Below are 26,565 nucleotides of genomic sequence, written 5' to 3' on the forward strand. Positions count from 1 at the left end.
ATTACCCCTTTACTAATTATCAGATTCGTCCTTAATAATTTTTTCGTTCACGCTCATTTTAAGGCGCACATCTCCGTCGGTGCTTTAACTATTAAGTTAGTTGTTCAATTAGGTCGTCTTCGTTCCAAACTTCAATGCCTAGTTGCTCGGCCTTTGTTAGTTTAGATCCTGCATCGGCACCTGCAATGACAAGATCTGTTTTCTTACTAACACTGCCTGTAACAATTCCACCTAACTCTTCTATTTTCGCCTTTGCATCGTTTCGTGTCAATTGCTCAAGTTTACCAGTTAGCACGATTGTCTTGCCTGCAAATGGATTGTCACCAACGACTACCTCCACTTTTTTGCCTTTATAGGTCATATTGACACCCGCTTCAGCAAGTCGCTTAATAACAGCGCGAGCATCTTCGTTGGCGAAATACTCTACAAGTGAAGAGGCCATTTTATCGCCAATTTCATGAATGGCGACAAGTTGTTCCTCTGTTGCAGCCATTACCGCTTCCATCGTCTCAAACTCCTCTGAAACAATCTTCGCTGCCTTTTCTCCAACATGGCGTATCCCTAAACCAATAAGTAGACGTTCCATCGAATTGTCCTTTGAAGCTTGAATAGCCGTCACGAGGTTTGTCGCTGATTTTTCACCCATACGTTCTAGCGCCACTAATTGCTCCACTGTTAACTGATATAAATCAGATACATCGTGAATGAGGTCAGCGCGCAACAATTGCTCTACAACTTTTTCACCTAGACCATCAATATTCATGGCGTTACGGGACACAAAGTATTTAATGCTCTCAGCAATTTGGGCAAAACATGCTGGATTCACACAACGCAAGGCAACTTCTCCCTCAATGCGAATAAGCTCACTATCGCATACAGGGCAATTGGCCGGCATTTCATATGGCACTGAATGTTCCGGACGTTGTTCTAGTAAAACCCCGACTACTTGCGGAATAATATCGCCCGCTTTGCGGATTATGACGCTATCCCCGATTCGAATATCTTTATCGCGAATTAAATCTTCATTGTGTAAAGATGCTCGTTGCACGGTCGTACCTGCCACTTGTACAGGAGCCAAAATCGCTGTTGGCGTCACGACGCCAGTGCGCCCTACTGTTAAATCGATATCAAGCAACGTTGTTACAACTTCTTCTGCAGGGAATTTATAAGCAATTGCCCAACGTGGACTTTTTGCCGTATAGCCAAGTTCATCCTGTTGTGCAAAACGATCTACCTTGATGACAATCCCATCGATTTCATAGGCTAAGTTTGGACGGTTTTCTGTCCAAGTTTCGATAAAGGTCATGACTTCCTCAATGGAAGCACAGCGTTGACGTTCTTTATTCGATGGGAAACCAAGCCCTTCCAAATAGTCGAGCATCTCACCATGTCCATCAATACCGTATGCTTCACCATCTCCTCCAATTGCATAAATGAAGGTTGATAGTTGGCGACTTGCTGCAATTTTCGGATCTAATTGACGTAATGAACCAGCAGCAGCATTTCGAGGATTAGCAAATAATTCCTCACCGTTTTCAACGCGCTGTGCATTTAATTTTTCAAAAGACTTTTTAGGCATATACGCTTCGCCGCGCACTTCAATCGTAATCGGCTCTTTTAAACGCAGAGGTACGGCGCGAATCGTTTTTAAATTCGCTGTGATATCCTCACCGACCACACCATCACCGCGTGTTGCCCCTTGTACAAAAACGCCATTCTCATATTTAAGCGAAATGGCAAGACCGTCTATTTTCAGTTCACAGACGTAAGAAAAATGATCACCGATTGCTTGGCGGATTTTACGGTCAAATTCTCGTAAGTCCGCTTCATTAAATGCATTCGATAGACTTAACATCGGATAGTCATGTGTTACTTTTTTAAATCCTTCTACCACAGCACCACCAACACGCTGTGTCGGCGAATCAGGGTAAATAAGGGATGGGTTCGCTTCTTCTAATGCAATGAGTTCGTGTAGTAACTGGTCATAGACACTGTCAGCTACTAACGGTTTGTCTAGCACGTAATACGCATGCCCATATTCATGCAATAATTTATTTAACTCCGCTATGCGCTGTTCTATTTCATTCATTTAAGTTCCTCCACTTACGCTTTTTCAATAGGTGCAAACTGCGCTAATAATCGCTTTATACCGATTGGTTGTGGAAAGGCGATATCAAGCTCTGTACTATCACCCTCACCTTTTACACTGACAACCATACCTGTTCCCCATTTTTTATGAACTGCTTTATCTCCAGCTTTCCAACCGAATTGGTCGCCTCCAGTAGCTTGCAGGCGAGCTGTTGCGGGTTGTGTATGCTGTTGAGCGCCAAGTGTACGTTTTGGATAACCACTTGTCGAACGATTGCTAGACGCAAATGGTACTTCAGGTTTTGAACCACCTTTTGATATTGACTCTACAATATCCTCTGAAATTTCACGTAAGAAACGGGAAGCATTATTAAAGCTTGAACGCCCAAAAATCGTGCGAGATTGTGCGCATGTTAAATACAACCGTTCCTCTGCTCGCGTTATGCCGACATAGGCGAGGCGTCTCTCCTCTTCCATTTCATCTTGATCATCTAACGAACGAGAATGTGGGAAAATATTTTCTTCCATCCCAATAATGAAAACGATAGGGAATTCTAACCCTTTTGCGGCATGCATAGTCATTAAAATAATATTGCCTTTCGATGCATCTTCCTTATCAAGCGCATCGATATCTGCAATAAGTGCTAAATCCGTTAAGAAGGCAATTAAGCTTTTATCCTCGCTACGCTCTTCAAACGCCTTTGTTACAGATAAAAATTCCTCAATATTTTCTAAACGACTTTCCGCTTCAATGCTCTTTTCATTTTGCAGCATCATGCGATAGCCTGACTTCTCAATCACTTGCTCCACTATTTCTGTGACAGACAAGTAATTTTGCATTTCGGTAAAGCCTTTAATCATCGCATAAAAATGCTCTGCTGAAGCCGCGGCTTTTCCTGTTAGTCCCATAAACACAAGGTCATTCATCGCATCAAAAATAGAGCGATCTTGATCGATTGCATAGCGCGCCATCTTTTCAAAGGAAGTTGCACCAATGCTGCGTTTCGGTTCATTAATAATACGTGCAAGTGATAAATCATCATCATTGTTAGCAATAAGACGTAAATAAGCCAATAAATCTTTTATTTCTTTACGGTCATAGAACTTTGTACCGCCAACGATTTGATACGACATATTGGATTTTACAAGCACTTCCTCCATTACACGAGACTGTGCATTCGTACGATACAAAATGGCAAAATCATCGAATGAACGATTTTCCTTGTCCATCAGCTGTTGAATCGTTTGGACAACAAACTGTGCTTCTTCTTGCTCATTATAAGCTTTGAATAAAGCAATTTTTTCACCATGTGCATTATCTGTGCGCAGCTCTTTTGGGTAACGGCTTGTATTATGTTGAATGACGTCATTTGCTGCTTGGAGGATGCGTTTTGTTGAGCGATAATTTTGCTCTAACATAATGACATTGGCATTTGGATAGTCTTTTTCAAACGATAAAATATTGCCGATATCTGCACCTCGCCAACGATAAATCGATTGGTCTGAATCCCCGACGACACAAATATTTTTAAATTTCTTCGCTAGTAATTGTACGAGTAAGTATTGCGATTTGTTGGTATCTTGATATTCATCAACGTGGATATATTGAAATTTATTTTGATAGTATTCAAGCACTTCTGGTACTCGCTTAAATAATGTAATGGTCGTCATAATTAAATCATCAAAGTCAAGGGACTGATTGCGACGTAATCTTTTTTCGTAGCCTTTATAAACACGCGCAACTGTTTTTTCATATGGGTTATGCTCATTGATTTGACCAGCATATTCATCTGCCGTAATGCATTCATTTTTTGCTGAACTGATGGCATTTAAAATGGCACGAGGTTCAAAACGCTTTGGATCAATATTTTCATCTTTTAAGACATTTTTAATAACAGATAATTGATCCGTTGAATCTAAAATCGTGAAGTTGCGCGATATGCCGAGTTGCTCGATATTGCGTCGTAAAATACGCACACACATTGAGTGGAATGTAGATACCCACATGCTGTCGCCCGTTCCATTACCGAGAATACCATCGATACGTTCTCGCATCTCACGTGCAGCTTTATTCGTGAACGTAATGGCCAAAATTTTAGATGGGTATACTTCTTTTTCTATGATTAAATAGGCAATACGATGCGTTAATACTCTCGTTTTCCCTGAACCAGCACCTGCCATAATAAGCAATGGCCCTTCTGTCGTTTTTACCGCTTTTTCCTGCTCAGGATTCATTCCTATTAATAAGTTTTTTGTTAAATGCTCCATTTGGCACCACCTTACAAACATTTGTTCTTAATTATATCGCATTTTTGACAGCCTTAACAGTCGCAAGTGCCGCTTTTAAATCTTCGTAAATAATATTCCCTACTACGACTGTATCAGCGAACTGTGCCATTTCTGCAGCTTGCTTCGTAGAAGTTATGCCACCACCGTAAAATAGCTTTGTATTTTGTAATTCATTTTTGACAGCGCGTACCATTTCAGTATCGCCATATTCACCGCTATATTCTAAATAAAATACAGGAAGCTTAAAGAAATTTTCAGCCATGCGCGCATAAGCAACCACATCATCTACCGATAAATCGGTCTTTGCTTGTGTTACTTCTGCCGCTTTACAATTTGGATTTAAAATACAATAACCTTCCGCTACTAACTCATCCCATACCATAATATCTCCATATTCTTTAATGGCCTCATGGTGCAAGTTTTTAATCCATTTCGGATCATCACTATTTAATACTGTAGGAATGAAATAATAGTCATAGCCTGGCGTTACGGACTCAATCGTTGAAATTTCTAGCGCGATTGGTACTTCAAAACGGCGTACGCGGACAAGTAAATCTAAAACACCATCTAATGTTACGCCATCTGTTCCACCCACTAAAATGACATCTGTTCCTGATTCACAAATTTTTTCTAATGCTTCATCTGAAATTTCCTTTGCAGGATCTAGCTTGAACACATGTCTCCACTGTAAATAATCCATCTATTTTACCACCTATCTTTTTCTATCTATCCGTTTACAAGTATAGCTTATGACTGTCGACAAAAGAATGAAAAAGGCTGAGCAGAAACTCTACCCAGCCGCTTGCTTACTATTCTTTTGGTGCTTGGAATGGCTTTTCATCTGGATACAAACGACCTAACATTTCATCATATGTATCGTTACCATAATCAAAGCAGCGACGTACACGAGAAATCGTTGCCGTACTTGCCCCTGTCTCCTTTTTAATGGATTCATAGGTTTTCTTTAAACGTAATAAATGTGCTACCTCAAAGCGTTGTGCTAACGATTGAATTTCACTAATCGTACATAAATCATCAAAAAATTTATAGCATTCTTCAATGTCCTTCAGTTCTAATACTGCTTTAAATAACTGATCTGTTTGATGCCCTCGAATTTTTTCGATTTGCATGCAGTTTTCCTCCCTCTTAAGGCTGCGTTTTCACCATTGCTTGTAACCCTGGTGAAGCTGGTACGAAATGAACCCATGACTTTCCTGGAACTAGCTTCACAAGTTCACCAGTTTCTTCAACAGCTGTTGGTAATCCATCGATATTAGCCCATTTTACTTCTCTCAAATAACCATTTTGAAATACATACGCGTTTCCACCAGAGGTTAAATCAATATCTTGGCGACCTACATCATCAATTGTTTGGTGCTTCATTTCAAAAAATAAAACATTGGCAAATGTTAATGCATCGCCTGTTAGCATATCCTTTGTTTCAACGCCTGCCGATTGTCGTCCATAACGATTTGTTTGATGATCATACACATACGTATTATGGAAATATTCACTATTCCCATAGTAAATGTCAACTTGACTTGTTTCAACGCCTATTTTACCACGTTCATCAGCTTCATAAAAAGTCTGATGCACTTTTTCACTGTAATTCATTGAAGCGCCTACTTTTTCAGCACCCTTTACTATATTTTCAGACGTAATATAGGAATTATGTGGTGCTACGCGATCATTAGAACGTTTAAATAAAGTACCATCATAATTCATGCCGTTTATATTGTCTACGACATTATTACTAAGCATCGTCTTCGCCTCTGGGCTATAGCCATGTGCTACATAAAATGCATCAAAGCCCTTTGCCATATCAACAAAGTACGAGCGAGCACTGCGTACCGGTCCAATGTTTTCTGGTAAGTCGCTTTGATAAACCGCTAGCAGACGAGTGACATTGCCTTCTGCTAACATCTCGTAAATAATATCTGCTGCCGCTATGCCTGATTGAGGACGTGCAGCAGGATGATTATTAATGGTAACCATAATAGGGCGCTGTGTCACTTCTTCTTTCACAATCTCTCCCGTTAACGGCGCAGTAATTGTCTCTTCCTTTACTGGCTCTTCAATAGCTGGCTCCTCATCTACTTTACTTACGTCTTCTTCTGGTTCTGAAGCATCTTTAGAACATCCGCCGATAAACAAGGCGCTCAATGCCAAGCCAACTAAAAGTTTTTTTGATTTAAACACTTGCATTACTCTCCTTTAATCAAGTCCGCCTCTGATGTAAATGTGAATGCTGTTGCTCGGCGCTACAAAAAGTGTGCTACAACTACTAACGCATTACTGCAGGTAATAATAACTTATTCTTCATGACATCAAAAATCCCTTTAGGTGTAATCCGAATATACGGTAAATGCGTTGATTGTAAAAATAGTAAAGTGTAAATGGCGTCACCTAATCGATAGCCTCGTTCTGCTAATGCTTGCTTTAATGCTAGCTCTTTTACCGTAAGGTCCTCTACATCACCTTGATATAACAGACCGCCTATCGTTAATGGAACGGATGCTATGACTTCACCTTTTTCTACAAGAACAATGCCTCCACCCATAGCCTTCATTTCTTCGAAGGCCTTCAGCATATCGTCTTTATTTTTCCCAATCAACAAAATATCACCAGTGTTGGAATACGACGATGCAAAGCCTTGAACATTTGTTGCAAAGCCTTTAATCATTGTATTGACATGCCAGTTTCCACTACGATTCATAAGGATTAAATAGCTTTCATCGTGATTTGCCAGCTGTCCTTCTCTTGTAATCAATGAATTATAAGGTTTTGTAATAACATCATTCACCAATTCGATTCCAAATGGCATTGAAAATTGGAAGTCATGAGCAGTAAGTGAAAAATCCAAGTCAAAAGCAGGGATGGCTGAATAATCGATTTCAGCTAAACGATGCACTCGTTCACCATCACGTTTTAACCAAACACCTTTTGACAATACACTTTCCGGTACTGGATGCCATTCATCTTGCAAAATATTTAATGAAGCAAAACGCCCTGTCGCAATAAACCCATGTAAGTTCGACATATTATAATAACGCGCTACATTATAGGATGCCATTTGATAAGCATCAATTGGTGAGACACCTGCATCTAATGCCACTTGAATACATTTATCCATAACACCATCTTGATGGAATGAAGGTGTTGAACCATCCGTTGTCATCATTAAATGATCGAAAATAGGGAGTTGTTTTTCTACGATTCCTTTTAGTAGAATCGGTAAATCAGGACGAATCGAAGAATGGCGCAGCGTTACTGCAAAGCCTTGCATAATTCGTCGCTCTACTTCCTCCACCGTCATTGCTTCATGATCTCCATCCGCACCGAGTAACTTCATGCGCGCTAAAGTCCGCTCCGATGCACCAGGGAAGTGACCTTCAATCTTTTTGCCATGCGCTTTCGCCATTTGCATGCGATACAACATTAAGTCATCACCATGCAATAAACGCGGCCAACCCGTTAGCTCTCCTCCTAACAATACATCATCACGTTGTAACCACTCTAAAATAGATGTATTAGAAAAAATCTCTTCTTCTTGTACCATTTCTGTTTGTGAATCAAAACGTGTCCACCAATAAAAAGAGAATGGTAATTTTTTTAAGTTATCTAAAATTGAAAACGCTTTCTTATTCTCTAAAGATAAAACAAAACTTAAATTATCCGAAATAAAAGTCGTTGTTCCTAGTTGCCCACAAAAATCAGCAAAAGATTGCGGATGATATAACTGGAACGGATGAACATGCGGTTCGATATAGCCAGGCACAATCGTTTTATTTGTACAATCGACTATTTCAGTTCCTTCCATTAAAGGAGGCATTCGATCTCCCGCATACACAATACGGTCTCCTGAAATCCAAATGTTCCCTACCACCCATTGCTTTAACATGCTATGTAAATAACGTGCATTTTTCAAGACAATATTAGGCGATTTTTTGCCATCTATGACAGCTAGATGTTGACGTAATTCCGAAATTCTCCATGTCGGATCCATGTAAATCGCTCCTTCCTAATTTGCGTAAAATTTCTTTGTGTAATTCCTACTTGGATTCACATACTACTATTGCATAAACGCTTATTTGCCTCATTGCGCCTTATGCGTAATGATTACGCATTTTGAAGTGGACTCACTTTTTGACGCCTTTCAAAATCCGTGCTTCAGTTACTCTAAATAATGCTGCTTTATGCAATCATCTTGTTTCAATCGTAACACAGCACTTTCATAAAGCAAAGTGCACCCCGCTTTATTTTTTCCACTATGACTAAAGGAGGAAATTATATGACGCACCAAGCAAATCTAAGTGATAAAAATGCCTTTTGCCGCTTTGCCCTTGGGACAAGTATGACGGCGTTTGGTATCGCTAGAGTATCTAGAAATCCTAACTGTATGAAAGGCGGACTAATGATTGTATTAGGGGCCATGAAAATGGCGGAAGGTATTTTTAAATATTGTCCTTTAAAGGCCATGAAGGGCACTGGTTTAGAAAATGCCATGAACACCTCTATGCAAAGTATGTTCAGTGAACAGAATTCTATGTCATCTGGGCAAAATTCGATGACTTCTGAACAGAACCCAATGTCTGCTGATCAAATCAATAAACTGATGAAGGATTTCTCCTCTGCTATAACTGGATCTTCGTCAGAAACGACAGCAAAAGCCGATTCTTCTGACACCAGCACTTCAACCCAAAATTCCTCGGACAGTAAAAATTCTACAACTAAGGCACAAAATCCTTCTTAGTCAAAGAAGCCGTCTCAATGCAAAATGAGACGGCTCCTTACTTTTTAGAGAAATGATAAGTCTACCAGTATAAACTACTATTTAAATGTACGCCAGCCGATATCTTTGCGATAAAAGAAGTGATCCCATTCAGCTGTGGCAATACCAGCATAAACTTGTTGTTGTGCTTCCTGTAGGGTAGGCGCTTTTGCAGCGACTAGTAAAACACGACCACCATTCCCTACAAATTTTCCATCTACAAACTTTGTGCCTGCATGATAAACTGCATGTGTTGCAGATAACGCTTCTAAATTCGGCAATGCATTACCTTTTTCTACATCCCCAGGATAGCCCTCAGCCGCAATGACCACACCTAACATTGCATCGTTTGTCCATTGTAAATCGAATGGTTTTTCATCCATTAAAGCGTTCATAAAAGCACCGAAATCGGATTGCATGCGTGGTAATACGACTTGTGTTTCCGGGTCACCAAAACGAGCATTAAATTCGATTACTTTCGGGCCATTTTTCGTTAAAATTAGACCAGCGTATAAAATGCCAGTAAATGATACCCCATCTGCTTCCATACCTTTAACTGTTGGTTCAACAACCGTTTGATAGGCTAGGTCCACGACATCCTGTGAAATTTGTGGGACAGGTGAATAAGCACCCATGCCGCCTGTATTTGGACCTTTATCGCTGTCATATGCACGTTTATGATCTTGTGCAATAACCATTGGATAAATTTGACCTTTATGGACAAACGACATAAAGGAGAATTCTTCACCGTCAAGGAACTCTTCAATAACGACACGAGATGAAGATTCACCGAAACGCTGATTCCCAATCATATCTTGCACTGCTGCAATCGCTTCTTCTTCGGTCATTGCCACTACTACTCCTTTACCAGCAGCTAAGCCGTCTGCTTTAATAACGATTGGTGCGCCTTGTGTTTGAATATAGTGTATTGCTTGTTCTGATTCTGTGAACGTCGCATGTGCGGCTGTTGGGATATGATATTTATTCATAAGCTCTTTCGCATATGATTTACTGCTTTCAATTTGTGCTGCTGCCTTCGTCGGGCCAAAAATGCGTAAGCCGCGCTGTGTAAAGAAATCTACGATTCCTTCTGCAAGTGGTTGCTCTGGACCAACAAATGTTAAATCGACTGCATGTTCTTTGGCAAATTGTGCAAGACCTGCAAAGTCCATTGTATCAATAGCGATCACTTCTACATCATCACGCATGCCATCATTACCTGGTGCTACAAATACTTTTTCTACCGATGGAGAAATGCTAAATTGTTTGGCAATGGCATGTTCACGACCGCCACTTCCTATAACTAATACGTTCATATTGGGTGAATCCTCCTCTTTGAAAGTAAGGGCTGTCTAAATAGTTCTCTGCATCCAAAATCCACTTCACTATCCATAGACCACTATGGCAGTCGCAACCCTCGTTACACGTTTTATTTAAATAGTAAAAAATAGCATACTAGAAGCAAGGCCCAGTATACTATTTTCTATTAGGACAGGCATTTTACTTTTTGTTGATTATGGTATGTCCGGTCATTAATGCTTGAAGTGACGCACGCCTGTAAACACCATTGCAATGCCGTATTCATTCGCTTTATCAATTGAATCTTGGTCTTTAATGGAGCCACCTGGTTGAATAATGGCTGTAATGCCTGCCGCATGTGCAGCTTCCACTGTATCACTCATAGGGAAGAATGCATCGGATGCGAGCGAAGCACCTTTCGCCTTGTCACCCGCTTGTTCAAACGCGATTTTTGCCGCACCTACTCGGTTCATTTGGCCGGCACCAACACCTAATGTCATTTGCGAATCGGTTACAACAATTGCATTTGATTTCACATGTTTGACTACCGCCCAGCCAAGTTGTAATGCTTCCCATTCTTCTGCCGTCGGTTCTCTATCTGTCACGACTTTAATGTCAGCGTCTGCAAAGCCAAAGCGATCTGGCTCTTGCACAAGCAGGCCACCTTCAACAGAGACAACGTTAAATTGATCTTTTTTCGCTTGCTCGAATGGAATTGTGAGTAAACGAATATTTTTCTTCTGTGTTAAAATGTCCAATGCTTCCTGAGAGAAAGATGGCGCAATAATAATCTCTAAGAAAATATGGCTTAACTTTTCTGCAGTAGCCACATCCACTTCCATATTTAATGCAATAATTCCACCGAAAATAGACGTAGAATCAGCTGCATATGCTTTATCAAAAGCTTCTTCTAACGTGACGCCTGTGCCAACACCACAAGGATTCATATGTTTGACAGCAACCGCTGCAGGCATTTCAAATTCTTTGACGATTTGCAGTGCCGCATTGCCATCTTGGATGTTATTATATGATAATTCTTTGCCGTGCAATTGCGTTGCATATGCTAAAGAGAAATCAGAGCCAAGACGTTTTTGATAAAATGCTGCTTTTTGATGAGGGTTTTCGCCATAACGTAAGTTTTGCTTTAATTCATAAGTAAGCGTTAAGCTTTCAGGGAACGCTTCTTCAGTTAAGTAATTCGAAATATACGAATCATACGCTGCAGTGTGACGGAAAACTTTTGCCGCTAGCTTACGACGTGTTGCAACTGTTGTAGCGCCCGTTGCTTTTAATTCTTCTAAAACTTGTGCATAGTCATTGCTATCTACAATGACTGTTACGTATTGATGGTTTTTAGCAGCAGAACGGAGCATAGTCGGTCCACCAATATCAATATTTTCGATGGCATCATCCCATGTTACATTAGGCTTTGAAATTGTTTCAACAAACGGATAAAGATTTACACACACAATTTCAATTGGCTCAATGCCGTGCTCATTCATTTGTGCTTGATGAGAAGCATCATCAAATTTCCCTAATAGTCCACCGTGAATCATTGGATTTAACGTTTTCACGCGACCATCTAAAATCTCTGGGAATTTTGTTACTTCATCCACTGCTGTTACTGCGACATTATTGTCTTGTAACATTTGTTTTGTCCCACCAGTTGATAAAATTTCATAACCTAATGCCACTAATTCTTTTGCAAATTCTAAAATACCATCTTTATTGGAAACACTGATTAATGCACGTTTTGTCACAACGAAATCCTCCTAATTTGTCTCGTGTTTAGCCACGAAAATATCTAGCTTACTAGTAGCGTTAGGTGCTAATTGAACGACTCGTTCGATTTGAGCGGAGTTCATCATAACTTGAGCGAATCTTACGGGGCATAAGCATTTCCCGTTACAATCAGCCAAACCTAACTACTTACTAATCTACTTTAATAATTGCTGTAATGCCTTTGTATAAAGTACATGCTCTTCTTTATGAATAGCAGTTTCAGTTGCCTCGCGATCTCCTTCGATCACAGCAACTGCAGCTTGCGCAATAATAGGCCCTGTATCCATGCCTTCATCCACAAAATGCACCGTAACACCCGTCACCTTTACACCGTGCTCGAGTGCTTGGCCAATCGCATCTTTCCCTGGGAAGGATGGCAATAGGGATGGGTGGATATTGACGATACGCTGTGGATAGGCCGCCAATAACACGTCACTAATTAAACGCATATAGCCTGCAAGGACAATCCACTGCACACCACATTCACGTAAGGCTTCAACAATAGCAGTCTCGTACTCTACTTTTGATGCAAATTGTTTTGGACTTAAAGCGAGTACTGGGATGCCAAATTGTTGTGCACGTGTCACGACATATGCTCCTGGTTTATCTGTGACAACTAGCTCAACCTTTGCATGAAGCTCGCCTCGGTCAATCGCTTCTTGAATAGCTTGAAAATTACTGCCGCTCCCTGAAGCAAATACGGCAATTTTAACCGGTGCAGTCATATTACACTAAGCTCCCATCATGTGAGCCGTTAAATACAACACCCTCGCCTTTCACAACGCGACCGATTTTGTATGCTTTTTCACCATTCGCTTGTGCTGAAGCAATGACTTTATCCGCTTCTGCTGCTGGTACAGCCAAGACGAAACCAATCCCCATATTGAAAACATTGTATAAGTCTTTATCTTCAAGCTGACCTTTTTCCTTTAAAAATTCAAAAATACGAAGAACTGGCCAAGAACCTAAGTCAATTTCTGTTGCTAAGCCCTCCGGCATCATACGTGGCAGGTTTTCATAGAAGCCGCCACCTGTTACGTGTGCGCAACCATGTACGTCCGCTGTTTGTAATGCTGCCAGCACTGGTTTTGCATATAATTTAGTCGGTACTAAAAGAGCTTCACCGATTGGCCCTAAATCTTCAAAACCTTCTACTACTTCATCCACTGCAAAGCCGTTGTCAGCGAAAACAATTTTTCGCACTAAGGAATAGCCATTTGAATGGACACCACTTGAAGCTAACCCAACAAGCACGTCACCTTCCACAATCTTTTCACCTGTTATGATGGCCGATTTTTCACATGCACCAACAGCAAACCCTGCTAAATCATACTCGTCTTCCTCATAAAGACCTGGCATCTCAGCAGTTTCCCCACCGATTAATGCAGCACCAGATTGCACACAGCCATCTGCAACGCCTTTGACGATCTGTTCGATTTTAGCTGGCTCCGCTTTACCAAGTGCCACATAATCTAAAAAGTAAAGTGGCTCTGCACCTTGTGCTACGATATCATTTACACACATCGCAACACAGTCCACGCCAATCGTATCGTGCTTGTCTACCATGAATGCTAATTTTAATTTTGTCCCAACACCATCTGTACCTGAAATAAGAACAGGTTCTTTTAGATTTAGTTCTGACAAGTCAAACATACCACCAAAGCCACCAAACGTCCCCATCACACCGAGACGATTTGTCCGTTCAACGTGAGACTTCATGCGTTTTACAGCTTCGTAGCCCGCTTCAATATTTACACCTGCTTGTTCATATGCCTTTGACATGCAGAGATCCTCCTTTAAATTATTTACGCAGTAGTCATTTACTTTTACAAGTAGCGACTATATGCATGATTAACGTTAAGTGAGGACATGAATCCTTACCTAATGTCTTTCCATCTTCAGCGAAAAAACCCATTATTCACATACATTTAGCGTAAAAGTTCTTTTTCGTGCGGTAAGATTGTATCTGGGAAAATTTCTGTTGGGTATTTGCTTGTAAAGCATGCTAGGCAAAGACCTTTATTTTCATCCTCAAATGGGCGTGCGATCGTTTCCACCATACCTTCTACTGAAAGGAATGTCAGAGAATCAGCACCAATCGCCTCTCGTATTTCATCCACATTATGACTGGAAGCAATGAGCTCTTCATGTGTCGAAGTATCAATACCGTAATAACAAGGGTCCGTCATTGGTGGAGAAGAGATAACGACATGTACCTCAGCTGCACCTGCATCTTTTAGCATTTTGACAATACGGCGTGATGTTGTACCGCGAACGATTGAATCATCCACCATGACAACGCGTTTTCCTTTGACAACTTGCACAACCGGTGAAAGTTTCATTTTCACACCGCGTTCACGTAATTCTTGTGTCGGTTGAATAAATGTACGGCCCACATAACGGTTTTTAATTAACCCTAGCTCATACGGGATACCACTTTCTTCAGCAAAGCCAATTGCTGCAGATATACTTGAATCAGGCACACCCGTAACAACATCCGCTTCAATATGTGCACATTCACGCGCCAATTGTTTCCCCATACGCTTGCGTGCCATATGCACATTAATACCGTCAATATCTGAATCAGGACGAGCTAAGTATACATATTCCATCGCACACATTGCGCGATTTTCCATATCAGCAAAACGATCAGATTTTACACCTTCATCGTTTATAATTAATAATTCCCCTGGTTCCACAGAACGTACAAACTCTGCCCCGATTAAATCAAACGCACAAGTTTCAGAAGCAACAACCCAACCATCTCCTAACTTGCCAAGAGACAGCGGACGTAAACCATGTGGATCACGCGCAACAAGCATTTCATCTTTTGTCATAATTAAGAACGAATACGCACCCTTCAGCAATGAAAGGGCATTTTTCACTTTTGCTCGGAAAGGTGAATGCGAGCTTTTCTTAATAAGATGCGCTAACACTTCTGTATCTGAGCTCGAATGAAAAATACTACCTTGACGCTCTAGATACTGCTTTAAGTGTGTCGCGTTGACTAAGTTACCGTTATGAGCAATTGAAAGGCTCCCTGTTGATGAATGAAATAATAAGGGCTGTACATTTTCAATACCGCCGCCACCCGCAGTCGTATAACGAACATGCGCAACGGCTGCTTTACCATCCACTGCCTTTAATTTTTCTTCATTGAAAACATCATTTACTAATCCTTCGCCTTTCACCGCACGAAGATGCTGACCGTCAGAAACGACGATTCCTGCACCTTCTTGTCCACGGTGTTGAAGAGCATGAAGCCCGTAATAACTAAGGTGTGCTGGATTTGGGTTACCCCAAATACCAAACACCCCACATTCTTCGTTTAAGCCTCTGAGTTCAGCAAGCATGGGATTGCTCCTTTCCAATTAGAACGGAATTCCTCCACTGTACCTTCTACAAGCACACCGTTGTCCCCGTTGATTTTAACAAGCGCATCGTTTGTTACGACACCGATTTTTTGTGCATCTTTTACTGTTTCTACAAATGCAGCTGCATGTTCTTCTTTCACTGTTACAACAAAACGGGATTGCGTTTCACTGAATAGAGCCGTTGTTGCAGAGCCTGTTAACGTGACATCAAGACCAAGACCTTGCGCTCCAAAAGTAGTTTCTGCAAGGGCTACTGCAAGTCCACCCTCTGCTACGTCATGTGCAGATTGTACAAGTCCAGCTTTAATTGCTTTTAGCAATGCTTGTTGACGAGCTGCTTCTACTTCTAGGTTAATAGCTGGTGCTTTTCCTGAGATGACACCGTTATTTAATAATTTTTGAAGTTCAGAGCCACCAAATTCAGTAGTCGTTTCACCGATAACGAATACGACATCACCAGCTGCTTTCACATCTTGCGTTGTCACATGTGCTAAGTCTTCGATTAGACCTACCATACCAATTGTTGGTGTTGGATAAACGGCTTCTCCTGAACGTTCATTGTAAAGCGATACGTTACCACCGATTACTGGTGCATTGAGTGCTGTACATGCAGCAGAAATACCGTCAGCGGATTTTTCAATTTGCCAGAAGATTTCTGGTTTTTCTGGATTACCGAAGTTTAAGCAGTCCGTAATAGCAAGTGGTGTCCCACCTGTTGCGACAATGTTACGAGCTGCTTCTGCTACTGCAATAGCACCGCCCACTTCAGGATCAAGATAAATGTAGCGAGAGTTACAGTCTGTAGTCATTGCAAGACCTTTGTTTGTGCCACGCACACGGATAACCGCAGCATCCGAACCAGGTGCTACAACTGTTGACGTACGTACTTGATAATCGTATTGATCGTAAACCCATTCTTTCGAAGCAATTGTCGGTGCTTTTAAAAGAGCATTTAACGTTGCTTTATAATCGGTTACAGCTGGTTCAGCGTTGTCCATTGCTTGGAACTGTGCATAGTATGCAGGCTCTGCAGATGGCTTATGATAAACTGGCGCATCTTCTGCTAGTGCATCTGCTGGTACGTTCGCCACAACTTCACCATTGTGAAGTAAACGAAGCATTTTATCGTCTGTTACGACACCAATTGCTACTGCATCTAAATCATATTTATCGAAAATCGCTTTAATTTCATCTTCGCGACCTTTTTTCACAACTAATAACATACGTTCTTGAGACTCAGATAGCATCATCTCATAAGCAGTCATCCCTGTTTCACGTTGAGGGACTAAATCAAGGTTCATTTCTACACCAGATCCCGCTTTTGAAGCCATCTCTGCTGATGAAGAAGTAAGACCCGCAGCACCCATATCTTGAATACCGACTAGCGCATCCGATTTTACAACTTCTAAGCAAGCTTCAAGTAGTAGTTTTTCCATAAATGGGTCTCCTACTTGCACAGCTGGACGTTGGTTTTCTGATTCCTCTGTTAATTCTTCAGATGCAAATGTCGCACCATGTATCCCATCACGACCCGTTTTTGCACCTACATACATCACTGTATTCCCTACACCTGCGGCAATACCGCGTTGAATATCTTTGTGGTCTATTAAACCAACACACATTGCGTTCACTAGTGGATTTCCTTCATAACAAGGGTCGAATTGAATTTCGCCACCAACAGTTGGAATACCAATACAGTTTCCATAGCCAGCAATACCAGCAACCACTTCTTCAAATAAGTACTTGCCGCGTGCTGATTTCAATTCACCAAAACGGAGCGAATTCAACATGGCAATTGGACGTGCACCCATTGAGAATACGTCACGAATAATGCCGCCTACACCTGTTGCTGCCCCTTGATACGGCTCAATTGCTGAAGGATGGTTATGGGATTCCATTTTAAAGACAACCGCTTGCTCGTCACCAATATCGACAATCCCTGCACCTTCACCAGGACCTTGTAATACTTGTGGCCCTTTTGTCGGGAATTTACGTAATACTGGTTTTGAATTTTTGTATGAGCAGTGTTCAGACCACATTACTGAGAAAAGACCTGTCTCTGTCCAGTTTGGTAAACGGCCTAAAATACCTTCTACCATCGCAAATTCCTCGTCTGACATTCCCATTCCAGCGTATAGCTTTTCATCTTTAATTTGCTGTGCTGTTGGCTCAAACTTAGTTGTTGACATGATTTTCCCTCCACTGCTTCACAATTGATTTGAATACTGCTAGACCGTCTGCTCCGCCCACTAGTGCATCGACAGCTCTTTCTGGGTGAGGCATCATCCCTAATACATTGCCGCGCTCGTTAATAATCCCTGCGATATCTTCTAAAGAACCATTAGGATTTTCTCCTGAGTATGTGAACACGATTTGATTGTTATCTTTTAGTTTTTGTAATGTTTCCTCGTCACAGTAGTAGTTTCCTTCACCGTGTGCGATTGGAATATTGATTACTTGACCTTGCTCATATTGATTTGTGAATAATGTATTGTTGTTTTCAACTTTAAGCTGGATTGTACGACACATGAATTTAAGATTTTTATTGCGCAGTAAGGCACCTGGCAATAAGCCGGCTTCAGTAAGAATTTGGAACCCATTACAAACGCCTAATACGGGTTTACCAGCATCTGCTGCTTTTTTTACTTCTGCCATGATGTTTGATTGGTTTGCCATCGCACCGCAACGTAAGTAGTCGCCATATGAGAAGCCTCCAGGTACTAAAATACCGTCAAAGCTACTTAAATCTGTTTCTGAGTGCCATACATATTCTACTTCTTCACCTAGTTCGTCTTTAATCGCATGATACATATCGATGTCACAGTTTGACCCAGGGAATACGAGTACTGCGAATTTCATGATTAGTTAGCCTCCTCGACTTCGTAACGGTAGTCCTCAATTACTACATTGGTTAAAACTTTTTCACACATTTCTTTTACTAGAGTATCAATATCACGCGCTGAATCGCCGACAGTTAGTTCAAGATATTTACCGATACGTAAATCTTCTACTTCATCGTAACCCATTTTTGCTAACGAACCTTGTACTGCTGAACCTTGTGGATCTAGAATACTCTCACGTAATGTCACGTAAATTTTAACTTTTTTCATTGTTATTTGCCTCCGAGTCTAGAAAGAATAATAGTATATACTTCAGTTAAATTACCAAGGTCTCGACGAAAGACATCCTTGTCCAACTTTTGCTTTGTTTTTGTATCCCAAAGTCTGCATGTATCTGGTGAGATTTCATCTGCCAGTAAAACATCCCCATTTGTATCACGTCCAAATTCTAGCTTGAAGTCGATTAATGTAACATCGACATCAGCGAAAATCGGTTGCAATACTTTGTTCACAGCTAATGCTCCGTTATACATTGCTGTCACTTCTTCTGGTGTGGCCAGGTCAAGTACATCAATATGCTCTGTCGTAATAAATGGATCGCCTAACGCATCATCCTTATAATAAAATTCAACAATCGGACGTTTTAATAGTGTGCCTTCTTCTAGGCCAAGACGTTTTGCTAAGCTCCCCGCAGCAATATTGCGTACAACAACCTCAATTGGAATAATATCAACCTTTTTCACTAGTTGTTCTGTAGCAGATAATTGTTTTACGAAATGTGACGCAATTCCGTTTGCTTTTAATTTTTCGAAAATTAATGAAGTAATGCGGTTATTTAACACGCCTTTGCCTTCAATTTCTTCTTTTTTCTCACCATTAAAAGCAGTTGCACTATCCTTGTATTCTACTAAAAGGATCGTAGGCTCTTCTGTTGCATATAGTTTTTTGGCTTTACCTTCATACAAAAGTTGGTCTTTCGTCATGTCGTCATTCCCCCAGATTATTATGAAATACGCCTCGACGTATTATTGTTATGGATTTTGAATCTGGGATAAGATTCAAAATCCGTAACATCCGTCGTGGCACTAACTGTCTATCAATTCAATACGGTTAGTTAAGTCCAAGACGCTCAAAAATCATATCTACATGTTGTAAGTGGTAGTTGTAATCAAAGCACTCATCTAGCTCTTCCTTCGATAAGTACGAAGTGATTTTCTCACTTGCATCGACTAACGTACGGAATTGTACTTGCTCGTCCCACGCCTGCATCGCTAATGGCTGTACTGTATCATAGGCTTCCTCACGTACTAATCCTTTATCGATTAGTGCTAATAAGATACGTTGAGAGTAAATCAGTCCAAATGTACGACCCATATTACGTTTCATGTTTTCAGGGAATACTGTTAAATTTTTCACGATGTTACCGAAGCGATTTAACATATAGTTCAATGTAATTGTTGCATCCGGTAAAATTACGCGCTCAGCAGATGAATGTGAAATATCACGCTCATGCCATAACGCTACGTTTTCATAAGCTGTCACCATGTAACCACGCATTAAACGAGACATACCAACCATGTTCTCAGAACCGATTGGATTACGTTTATGTGGCATAGCAGATGAACCCTTTTGCCCTTTCGCAAAAGCTTCTTCAACTTCGCGTGTTTCAGATTTTTGCAAACCACGAATTTCAGTTGCAAACTTTTCTATTGATGTGGCGATTAATGCAAGAGCGCCTAAATATTGCGCATGGCGGTCACGCTGTAATGTTTGCGTTGAAATTGGTGATGCTGCAAGCCCTAATTGATCACATACATATTGTTCTACACGTGGGTCAATATTGGCGTATGTGCCTACTGCTCCAGACATCTTACCTGTTTCAATTACAGCAGCTGCTGCTTCAAAACGTTCTAGGTTACGCTTCATCTCTTCATACCATAAGCCTAATTTTAAGCCGAATGTTGTTGGCTCGGCATGGACACCATGTGTACGACCCATCATCACGGTATGCTTATGCTCTTTTGCTTTTGCTGCAATAATCTCAATAAAATTAACAATATCTTTTCGTAAAATATTATTGGCTTGTTTAATCAAATACGAAAGTGCCGTGTCTACAACATCTGTTGAAGTTAAGCCGTAGTGCACCCATTTACGTTCTTCACCTAGTGTTTCGGATACAGCACGTGTAAATGCTACTACATCATGACGCGTCTCTTTCTCAATTTCTAAAATACGATTGACATCAAATGATGCATTTGCACGAATTTTAGCTACATCTTCTTTTGGAATATCGCCGATTTCTGCCCAAGCCTCACATGCTAAAATTTCAACCTCTAGCCAAGCTTGGTATTTATTTTGTTCTGTCCATATTGCGCCCATCTCGGGTCTTGTGTAACGTTCAATCATCGCGTTTCTCCTTCTATTCTGACCAAATGCCAGAACTATCGATTTGTTGTAGTGTTGCTTCTAAGTCTTTTGTCATAATCGTTACGTGGCCCATCTTACGGTTCACCTTAGCTTCAGCTTTCCCATAAAGATGTACTGACCATTCAGGATATTTTGCAATTGAGTTACTAAGTGGCATCACATGCTGCCCTAAAACGTTCACCATTATAGCTGGTGTACTAAGTTGTGGCTTGCGCAATGGCCAACCACATATAGCGCGTATATGCTGATGGAATTGTGATATATTACATGCTTCTATCGAATAGTGACCTGAATTATGAGGTCTCGGTGCTAGCTCATTAATGATAATGTCACCATTTTCTAACACGAACATTTCTACCGCCAGCGTCCCTATTAAATTTAAGTAATCTGCTATTTTCAAAGCTTCTTGTTCAGCCGCTTGTGCTGTCGCTTCTTCAATACGAGCTGGTACAATTGTTTCGTGTAAAATATGATGAACATGTATGTTTTCACCAACTGGCTGACAATATAATTCGCCATCACCGTTGCGCTGTACAATAACTGATACTTCTTTTACAAAAGGTACAAAACCTTCAGCAATGCATTGTGAATGAGCAAAAAGCTCTTTTGCCAATGGCAAATCTGCTGCTGAATTTAGAAGTTGCTGCCCTTTGCCATCATAGCCACCTCTTGCCGTTTTTACGATACATGGATAGCTAATCTGGTCAATGTTTGCTACTAACTCCTCATATGTATTGGCTACTATATAAGGAGCTACTGGACAGCCTGCTTTGACAATTGCATCCTTCTCTGTCACACGGTTTTGTGTAATGCGTACTAATTCTGCTCCTTGTGGTACGTAAGCCATTTGTGTTAAACGTTTTAAGCCATCGTAATCGATATTTTCAAACTCATACGTAATAACGTCACTGACTTCGGCAAGTTCCTCTAATGCAGCCTCATCATCATATGGTGCCACAATTCGAATGTCTGCAACTTGTCCACATGGTGAATCCATTGTCGGTTCCAGAACAGCTATTTTAAAGCCTGCTTCCTTAGCAGCAAGTGCCATCATACGGCCAAGCTGTCCTCCACCGATTATGCCTATCGTCTGTCCAGGATAAATAATTTTCGTCACACTAAGTCACCTGTGCTTTCCAAAACTTGTTGCTTCGTCGCCTCGCGTCTAGCATCTAGTTTATTAGCAAGCTCTACGTCTGTTGTCGATAAAATCTGCGCTGCAAGTAAGCCTGCATTTGTTGCACCTGCTTTGCCAATTGCCACAGTTGCTACAGGTACACCACCTGGCATTTGTACGATCGATAACAGTGAATCAAGACCATTAAGTGCACGAGATTGCACTGGCACACCGATAACAGGTAACGTTGTCTTAGCTGCTACCATACCAGGTAAATGCGCCGCACCACCTGCACCTGCAATAATGACTTGAATACCGCGCCCACGTGCTGCCTCTGCATATTCAAACATTAAATCAGGCGTACGATGTGCAGATACTACTTTCTTCTCGTACGGTACTTGTAATTCATCTAAAATATCACACGCATGTTTCATAGTTTCCCAGTCACTTGAACTACCCATAATGACACCGATTTTCGGATTCATGAATTGTCGCTCCTTTTAAACGATAGAAAAATGATCGATTATTGTGCAAGCCTCTATTATTCAATAGTCACTGCATTTCTTTCTCTTTATTAACAAAGAAAAACCTCAAATAAGCTACTCTCTACCATACGCGTGAAAGCAGCTTACTTGAGGACTATTATGAAAAGAATATGCAGATTTAGACATCTGTACACACACCTTCCCGTAACATGCCAAAAGTTGCTTTCCCGCATAGTCCAGCATTTACGGTGCCGGGTAGAGACACTAGAGCCAATCCTCTAGCATATATGAGGGATTTAATTGTTTTCCTATTCACATTTTAACAATTGCAAACAATATCGTCAACGAAAAATGCGAACATTTTATTTTAGCCTTTTAAAAACGTTCGGTTTTAAGGGTTATTTATTCAGAATCTTGACACAACATCGCTTTAAATTGTATTTTTTGACGTAAGTATGTGGGTTCACCATCTACTAAATGAAAGACAGGTTCCTCTTTCCGGCCCATCGCGATATATCCATCTTGACGCATTCTTTCTAAACATTGATCAATCGTTTCGTTTTCTTCTACTTCATACCAAATTTGCTGTTTTCCCAAGCTGTTCTTCCTTCCATTCACATATTGTTATTGTTTTTTCCTTACTTGTAATCCATTATACCCGATTTAATACATCATGAATGCAAGAATTACAAAGCATGGGGTGCTGTGCTTCACAACTGGTTAAGCATGATTGAAGTCAGGACACAAATCATACGACAAAAAAAGCCAAGGAATAAATCCTTGGCTTTTTGGCAATTGCCTAGCGACGTCCTACTCTCACAGGGGGAAGCCCCCAACTACCATCGGCGCTAAAGAGCTTAACTTCCGTGTTCGGTATGGGAACGGGTGTGACCTCTTTGCCATCATCACTAGACTATGTTCGACCTTCAATACACTCTGTATCAAAGCTCGCTTTTTAGAAAGAGTTATTCTTTCAAAACTGGATAAACGGTTCATTGAATGTCCCAAACATTTTTGGTTAAGTCCTCGATCGATTAGTATTCGTCAGCTCCATGTGTCACCACACTTCCACCTCGAACCTATCTACCTCATCGTCTTTGAGGGATCTTACTTACTTGCGTAATGGGAAATCTCATCTTGAGGGGGGCTTCATGCTTAGATGCTTTCAGCACTTATCCCGTCCACACATAGCTACCCAGCGATGCCTTTGGCAAGACAACTGGTACACCAGCGGTGTGTCCATCCCGGTCCTCTCGTACTAAGGACAGCTCCTCTCAAATTTCCTACGCCCACGACGGATAGGGACCGAACTGTCTCACGACGTTCTGAACCCAGCTCGCGTACCGCTTTAATGGGCGAACAGCCCAACCCTTGGGACCGACTACAGCCCCAGGATGCGATGAGCCGACATCGAGGTGCCAAACCTCCCCGTCGATGTGGACTCTTGGGGGAGATAAGCCTGTTATCCCCGGGGTAGCTTTTATCCGTTGAGCGATGGCCCTTCCATGCGGAACCACCGGATCACTAAGCCCGTCTTTCGACCCTGCTCGACTTGTAGGTCTCGCAGTCAAGCTCCCTTGTGCCTTTACACTCTACGAATGATTTCCAACCATTCTGAGGGAACCTTTGGGCGCCTCCGTTACCTTTTAGGAGGCGACCGCCCCAGTCAAACTGTCCGCCTGACACTGTCTCCTGCCCCGCTAAGGGGCATGGGTTAGAATTTCAATACAACCAGGGTAGTATCCCACCGACGCCTCCTTCGAAGCTGGCGCTCCGAGATCTCTGGCTCCTACCTATCCTGTACAAGTTGTACCAAAATTCAATATCAGGCTACAGTAAAGCTCCACGGGGTCTTTCCGTCCTGTCGCGGGTAACCTGCATCTTCACAGGTACTATAATTTCACCGAGTCTCTCGTTGAGACAGTGCCCAGATCGTTACGCCTTTCGTGCGGGTCGGAACTTACCCGACAAGGAATTTCGCTACCTTAGGACCGTTATAGTTACGGCCGCCGTTTACTGGGGCTTCAATTCGCAGCTTCGCTTGCGCTAACCACTCCTCTTAACCTTCCAGCACCGGGCAGGCGTCAGCCCCTATACGTCACCTTACGGTTTTGCAGAGACCTGTGTTTTTGCTAAACAGTCGCCTGGGCCTATTCACTGCGGCTCTCATGCGCTTGCACGCTCAAGAGCACCCCTTCTCCCGAAGTTACGGGGTCATTTTGCCGAGTTCCTTAACGAGAGTTCTCTCGCACACCTTAGGATTCTCTCCTCGACTACCTGTGTCGGTTTGCGGTACGGGCACCTCTCACCTCGATAGAGGCTTTTCTTGGCAGTGTGAAATCAGGAACTTCGTCCATACGGACTCGCCATCACAGCTCAACGTTACAGTGTGCGGATTTGCCTACACACACGCCTTACTGCTTGGACGCGCACAACCAACGGCGCGCTTACCCTATCCTACTGCGTCCCCCCATTTCTCAAACGGTGAGGAGGTGGTACAGGAATATCAACCTGTTGTCCATCGCCTACGCCTATCGGCCTCGGCTTAGGTCCCGACTAACCCTGAGCGGACGAGCCTTCCTCAGGAAACCTTAGTCATACGGTGGACGGGATTCTCACCCGTCTTTCGCTACTCATACCGGCATTCTCACTTCTAAGCGCTCCACCAGTCCTTCCGGTCTGACTTCAACGCACTTAGAACGCTCTCCTACCACTGACATCGTAGATGTCAATCCACAGCTTCGGTGAATCGTTTAGCCCCGATACATTTTCGGCGCAGCGTCACTCGACCAGTGAGCTATTACGCACTCTTTAAATGATGGCTGCTTCTAAGCCAACATCCTGGTTGTCTGTGCAACGCCACATCCTTTTCCACTTAACGATTACTTTGGGACCTTAGCTGGTGGTCTGGGCTGTTTCCCTTTTGACTACGGATCTTATCACTCGCAGTCTGACTCCCGTGTATAAATATCTGGCATTCGGAGTTTGTCTGAATTCGGTAAACCGGGATGGCCCCCTAGTCCAAACAGTGCTCTACCTCCAGTATTCTCATCACGAGGCTAGCCCTAAAGCTATTTCGGAGAGAACCAGCTATCTCCAAGTTCGATTGGAATTTCTCCGCTACCCACACCTCATCCCCGCACTTTTCAACGTGCGTGGGTTCGGGCCTCCAGTAAGTGTTACCTCACCTTCACCCTGGACATGGGTAGATCACCTGGTTTCGGGTCTACGACCACGTACTAATTCGCCCTATTCAGACTCGCTTTCGCTGCGGCTCCGCCTTCTAAAGCTTAACCTCGCACGTAATCGTAACTCGCCGGTTCATTCTACAAAAGGCACGCTATCACCCATTAACGGGCTCTAACTACTTGTAGGCACACGGTTTCAGGATCTCTTTCACTCCCCTTCCGGGGTGCTTTTCACCTTTCCCTCACGGTACTGGTTCACTATCGGTCACTAGGTAGTATTTAGCCTTGGGAGATGGTCCTCCCGGATTCCGACGGAATTTCACGTGTTCCGCCGTACTCAGGATCCACTCTGGAGGGAATAAACTTTCGACTACAGGGCTTTTACCTGCTCTGGCGGACCTTTCCAAGTCGCTTCGTCTAACTCATTCCTTTGTAACTCCGTATAGAGTGTCCTACAACCCCAAGAGGCAAGCCTCTTGGTTTGGGCTCTTCCCGTTTCGCTCGCCGCTACTCAGGGAATCGATTTTTCTTTCTCTTCCTCCAGGTACTTAGATGTTTCAGTTCCCTGGGTCTGCCTTCAAGACGCTATGTATTCACGTCAAGATACTACGCGATTAAACGTAGTGGGTTCCCCCATTCGGAAATCTCCGGATCAAAGCTCACTTACAGCTCCCCGAAGCATATCGGTGTTAGTGCCGTCCTTCTTCGGCTCCTAGTGCCAAGGCATTCGCCGTGCGCCCTTAATAACTTAACCAAGTTATTAAGCCTAAAAAACTTAATTTAAAAATAAATGTGTTTGTTACAATTTCAATGTCGTTTTATCCAGTTTTCAAAGAACAAGTTTTGAAGAGTTTCATCTTTATGATGAACCTTCAAAACTGAACGCAAAACGTAATCTTACAAAC

At 42.1% G+C, this 26,565-nt stretch carries 20 protein-coding genes, 2 rRNA genes and 1 riboswitch; of the genes, 1 reads left to right on the plus strand and 21 read right to left on the minus strand.

What is annotated here, in order from left to right; all coding sequences use genetic code 11:
- Positions 1-91: 91 nt before the first annotated feature.
- The 6 genes from ligA to ACKVEV_RS14195 form a co-directional block, all read right to left on the minus strand.
- Positions 92-2,089, minus strand: a complete 1,998-nt coding sequence (gene ligA, locus ACKVEV_RS14170) for an NAD-dependent DNA ligase LigA (protein ID WP_409367014.1) — start codon at positions 2,087-2,089, stop codon at positions 92-94.
- A 14-nt stretch (positions 2,090-2,103) separates the two neighbouring features.
- A complete protein-coding gene (pcrA, locus tag ACKVEV_RS14175) occupies positions 2,104-4,356 on the minus strand; it encodes a DNA helicase PcrA (protein WP_409367015.1) in 2,253 nt (750 codons plus the stop codon).
- 31 nt (positions 4,357-4,387) lie between these two features.
- Positions 4,388-5,077 carry a heptaprenylglyceryl phosphate synthase gene (locus ACKVEV_RS14180; RefSeq protein WP_409367016.1) on the minus strand — a complete coding sequence of 230 codons (690 nt, stop codon included), beginning with the start codon at positions 5,075-5,077 and terminating at the stop codon, positions 4,388-4,390.
- A gap of 109 nt (positions 5,078-5,186) precedes the next feature.
- The gene (locus ACKVEV_RS14185; RefSeq protein ID WP_004225717.1) at positions 5,187-5,507 is read right to left on the minus strand and encodes a YerC/YecD family TrpR-related protein; all 321 of its coding nucleotides are present in this window, start codon (positions 5,505-5,507) and stop codon (positions 5,187-5,189) included.
- 16 nt (positions 5,508-5,523) lie between these two features.
- Positions 5,524-6,576, minus strand: coding sequence for a DUF3048 domain-containing protein (locus ACKVEV_RS14190; protein ID WP_409367017.1), 1,053 nt, complete (start codon positions 6,574-6,576; stop codon positions 5,524-5,526).
- 85 nt (positions 6,577-6,661) lie between these two features.
- Positions 6,662-8,383, minus strand: coding sequence for an adenine deaminase C-terminal domain-containing protein (locus tag ACKVEV_RS14195; protein WP_409367018.1), 1,722 nt, complete (start codon positions 8,381-8,383; stop codon positions 6,662-6,664).
- 285 nt (positions 8,384-8,668) lie between these two features.
- On the opposite strand from ACKVEV_RS14195, the gene ACKVEV_RS14200 reads away from it, so the two are divergent.
- A complete protein-coding gene (locus ACKVEV_RS14200) occupies positions 8,669-9,130 on the plus strand; it encodes a hypothetical protein (RefSeq protein ID WP_409367019.1) in 462 nt (153 codons plus the stop codon).
- A gap of 77 nt (positions 9,131-9,207) precedes the next feature.
- Here ACKVEV_RS14200 and purD read toward each other — a convergent pair whose 3' ends face one another.
- The 15 genes from purD to ACKVEV_RS14275 all read right to left on the minus strand — a co-directional run bounded on the left by purD (position 9,208) and on the right by ACKVEV_RS14275 (position 26,414).
- Positions 9,208-10,464, minus strand: a complete 1,257-nt coding sequence (purD, locus tag ACKVEV_RS14205; RefSeq protein ID WP_409367020.1) for a phosphoribosylamine--glycine ligase — start codon at positions 10,462-10,464, stop codon at positions 9,208-9,210.
- 216 nt (positions 10,465-10,680) lie between these two features.
- Positions 10,681-12,207 carry a bifunctional phosphoribosylaminoimidazolecarboxamide formyltransferase/IMP cyclohydrolase gene (gene purH, locus ACKVEV_RS14210; RefSeq protein ID WP_409367021.1) on the minus strand — a complete coding sequence of 509 codons (1,527 nt, stop codon included), beginning with the start codon at positions 12,205-12,207 and terminating at the stop codon, positions 10,681-10,683.
- A gap of 177 nt (positions 12,208-12,384) precedes the next feature.
- On the minus strand, positions 12,385-12,954 hold the full coding sequence (gene purN, locus ACKVEV_RS14215; RefSeq protein ID WP_409367022.1) for a phosphoribosylglycinamide formyltransferase: 570 nt from the start codon (positions 12,952-12,954) through the stop codon (positions 12,385-12,387).
- 1 nt (position 12,955) lies between these two features.
- Complete coding sequence (purM, locus tag ACKVEV_RS14220; RefSeq protein WP_409367023.1) at positions 12,956-14,011, minus strand: phosphoribosylformylglycinamidine cyclo-ligase; 1,056 nt, start codon at positions 14,009-14,011, stop codon at positions 12,956-12,958.
- A 146-nt stretch (positions 14,012-14,157) separates the two neighbouring features.
- On the minus strand, positions 14,158-15,582 hold the full coding sequence (gene purF, locus ACKVEV_RS14225) for an amidophosphoribosyltransferase (RefSeq protein WP_409367024.1): 1,425 nt from the start codon (positions 15,580-15,582) through the stop codon (positions 14,158-14,160).
- Positions 15,558-17,792 carry a phosphoribosylformylglycinamidine synthase subunit PurL gene (purL, locus tag ACKVEV_RS14230; RefSeq protein ID WP_409367025.1) on the minus strand — a complete coding sequence of 745 codons (2,235 nt, stop codon included), beginning with the start codon at positions 17,790-17,792 and terminating at the stop codon, positions 15,558-15,560. Before purL ends, purF begins: the two co-directional genes overlap by 25 nt.
- Positions 17,779-18,462 carry a phosphoribosylformylglycinamidine synthase subunit PurQ gene (purQ, locus tag ACKVEV_RS14235; RefSeq protein WP_409367026.1) on the minus strand — a complete coding sequence of 228 codons (684 nt, stop codon included), beginning with the start codon at positions 18,460-18,462 and terminating at the stop codon, positions 17,779-17,781. The genes purL and purQ overlap by 14 nt, the downstream gene beginning before the upstream one ends.
- Before the next feature lie 2 nt (positions 18,463-18,464).
- A complete protein-coding gene (gene purS, locus ACKVEV_RS14240; RefSeq protein WP_402927868.1) occupies positions 18,465-18,713 on the minus strand; it encodes a phosphoribosylformylglycinamidine synthase subunit PurS in 249 nt (82 codons plus the stop codon).
- Positions 18,714-18,715: 2 nt separating this feature from the next.
- Positions 18,716-19,426: a phosphoribosylaminoimidazolesuccinocarboxamide synthase gene (gene purC / locus ACKVEV_RS14245; protein WP_409367027.1), complete on the minus strand. Its 711-nt coding sequence runs from the start codon at positions 19,424-19,426 to the stop codon at positions 18,716-18,718.
- A gap of 127 nt (positions 19,427-19,553) precedes the next feature.
- Complete coding sequence (gene purB / locus ACKVEV_RS14250; RefSeq protein ID WP_409367028.1) at positions 19,554-20,849, minus strand: adenylosuccinate lyase; 1,296 nt, start codon at positions 20,847-20,849, stop codon at positions 19,554-19,556.
- A gap of 13 nt (positions 20,850-20,862) precedes the next feature.
- Positions 20,863-21,987, minus strand: a complete 1,125-nt coding sequence (gene purK, locus ACKVEV_RS14255) for a 5-(carboxyamino)imidazole ribonucleotide synthase (RefSeq protein WP_409367029.1) — start codon at positions 21,985-21,987, stop codon at positions 20,863-20,865.
- Positions 21,984-22,472 carry a 5-(carboxyamino)imidazole ribonucleotide mutase gene (gene purE / locus ACKVEV_RS14260; RefSeq protein WP_340822204.1) on the minus strand — a complete coding sequence of 163 codons (489 nt, stop codon included), beginning with the start codon at positions 22,470-22,472 and terminating at the stop codon, positions 21,984-21,986. Before purE ends, purK begins: the two co-directional genes overlap by 4 nt.
- A 212-nt stretch (positions 22,473-22,684) precedes the next feature.
- A riboswitch (purine riboswitch) is annotated at positions 22,685-22,783 on the minus strand.
- 91 nt (positions 22,784-22,874) lie between these two features.
- Positions 22,875-23,069: an NETI motif-containing protein gene (locus ACKVEV_RS14265; RefSeq protein ID WP_409367030.1), complete on the minus strand. Its 195-nt coding sequence runs from the start codon at positions 23,067-23,069 to the stop codon at positions 22,875-22,877.
- Between the two features lie 200 nt (positions 23,070-23,269).
- Positions 23,270-23,385 (minus strand): 5S ribosomal RNA (rrf, locus tag ACKVEV_RS14270).
- Positions 23,386-23,486: 101 nt separating this feature from the next.
- Positions 23,487-26,414, minus strand: a 23S ribosomal RNA gene (locus ACKVEV_RS14275).
- Positions 26,415-26,565 lie beyond the last annotated feature (151 nt).

The organism is Lysinibacillus sp. 38-6 (genome assembly GCF_046245175.1).
In the GTDB taxonomy this organism is placed as follows: Bacteria; Bacillota; Bacilli; order Bacillales_A; family Planococcaceae; genus Lysinibacillus.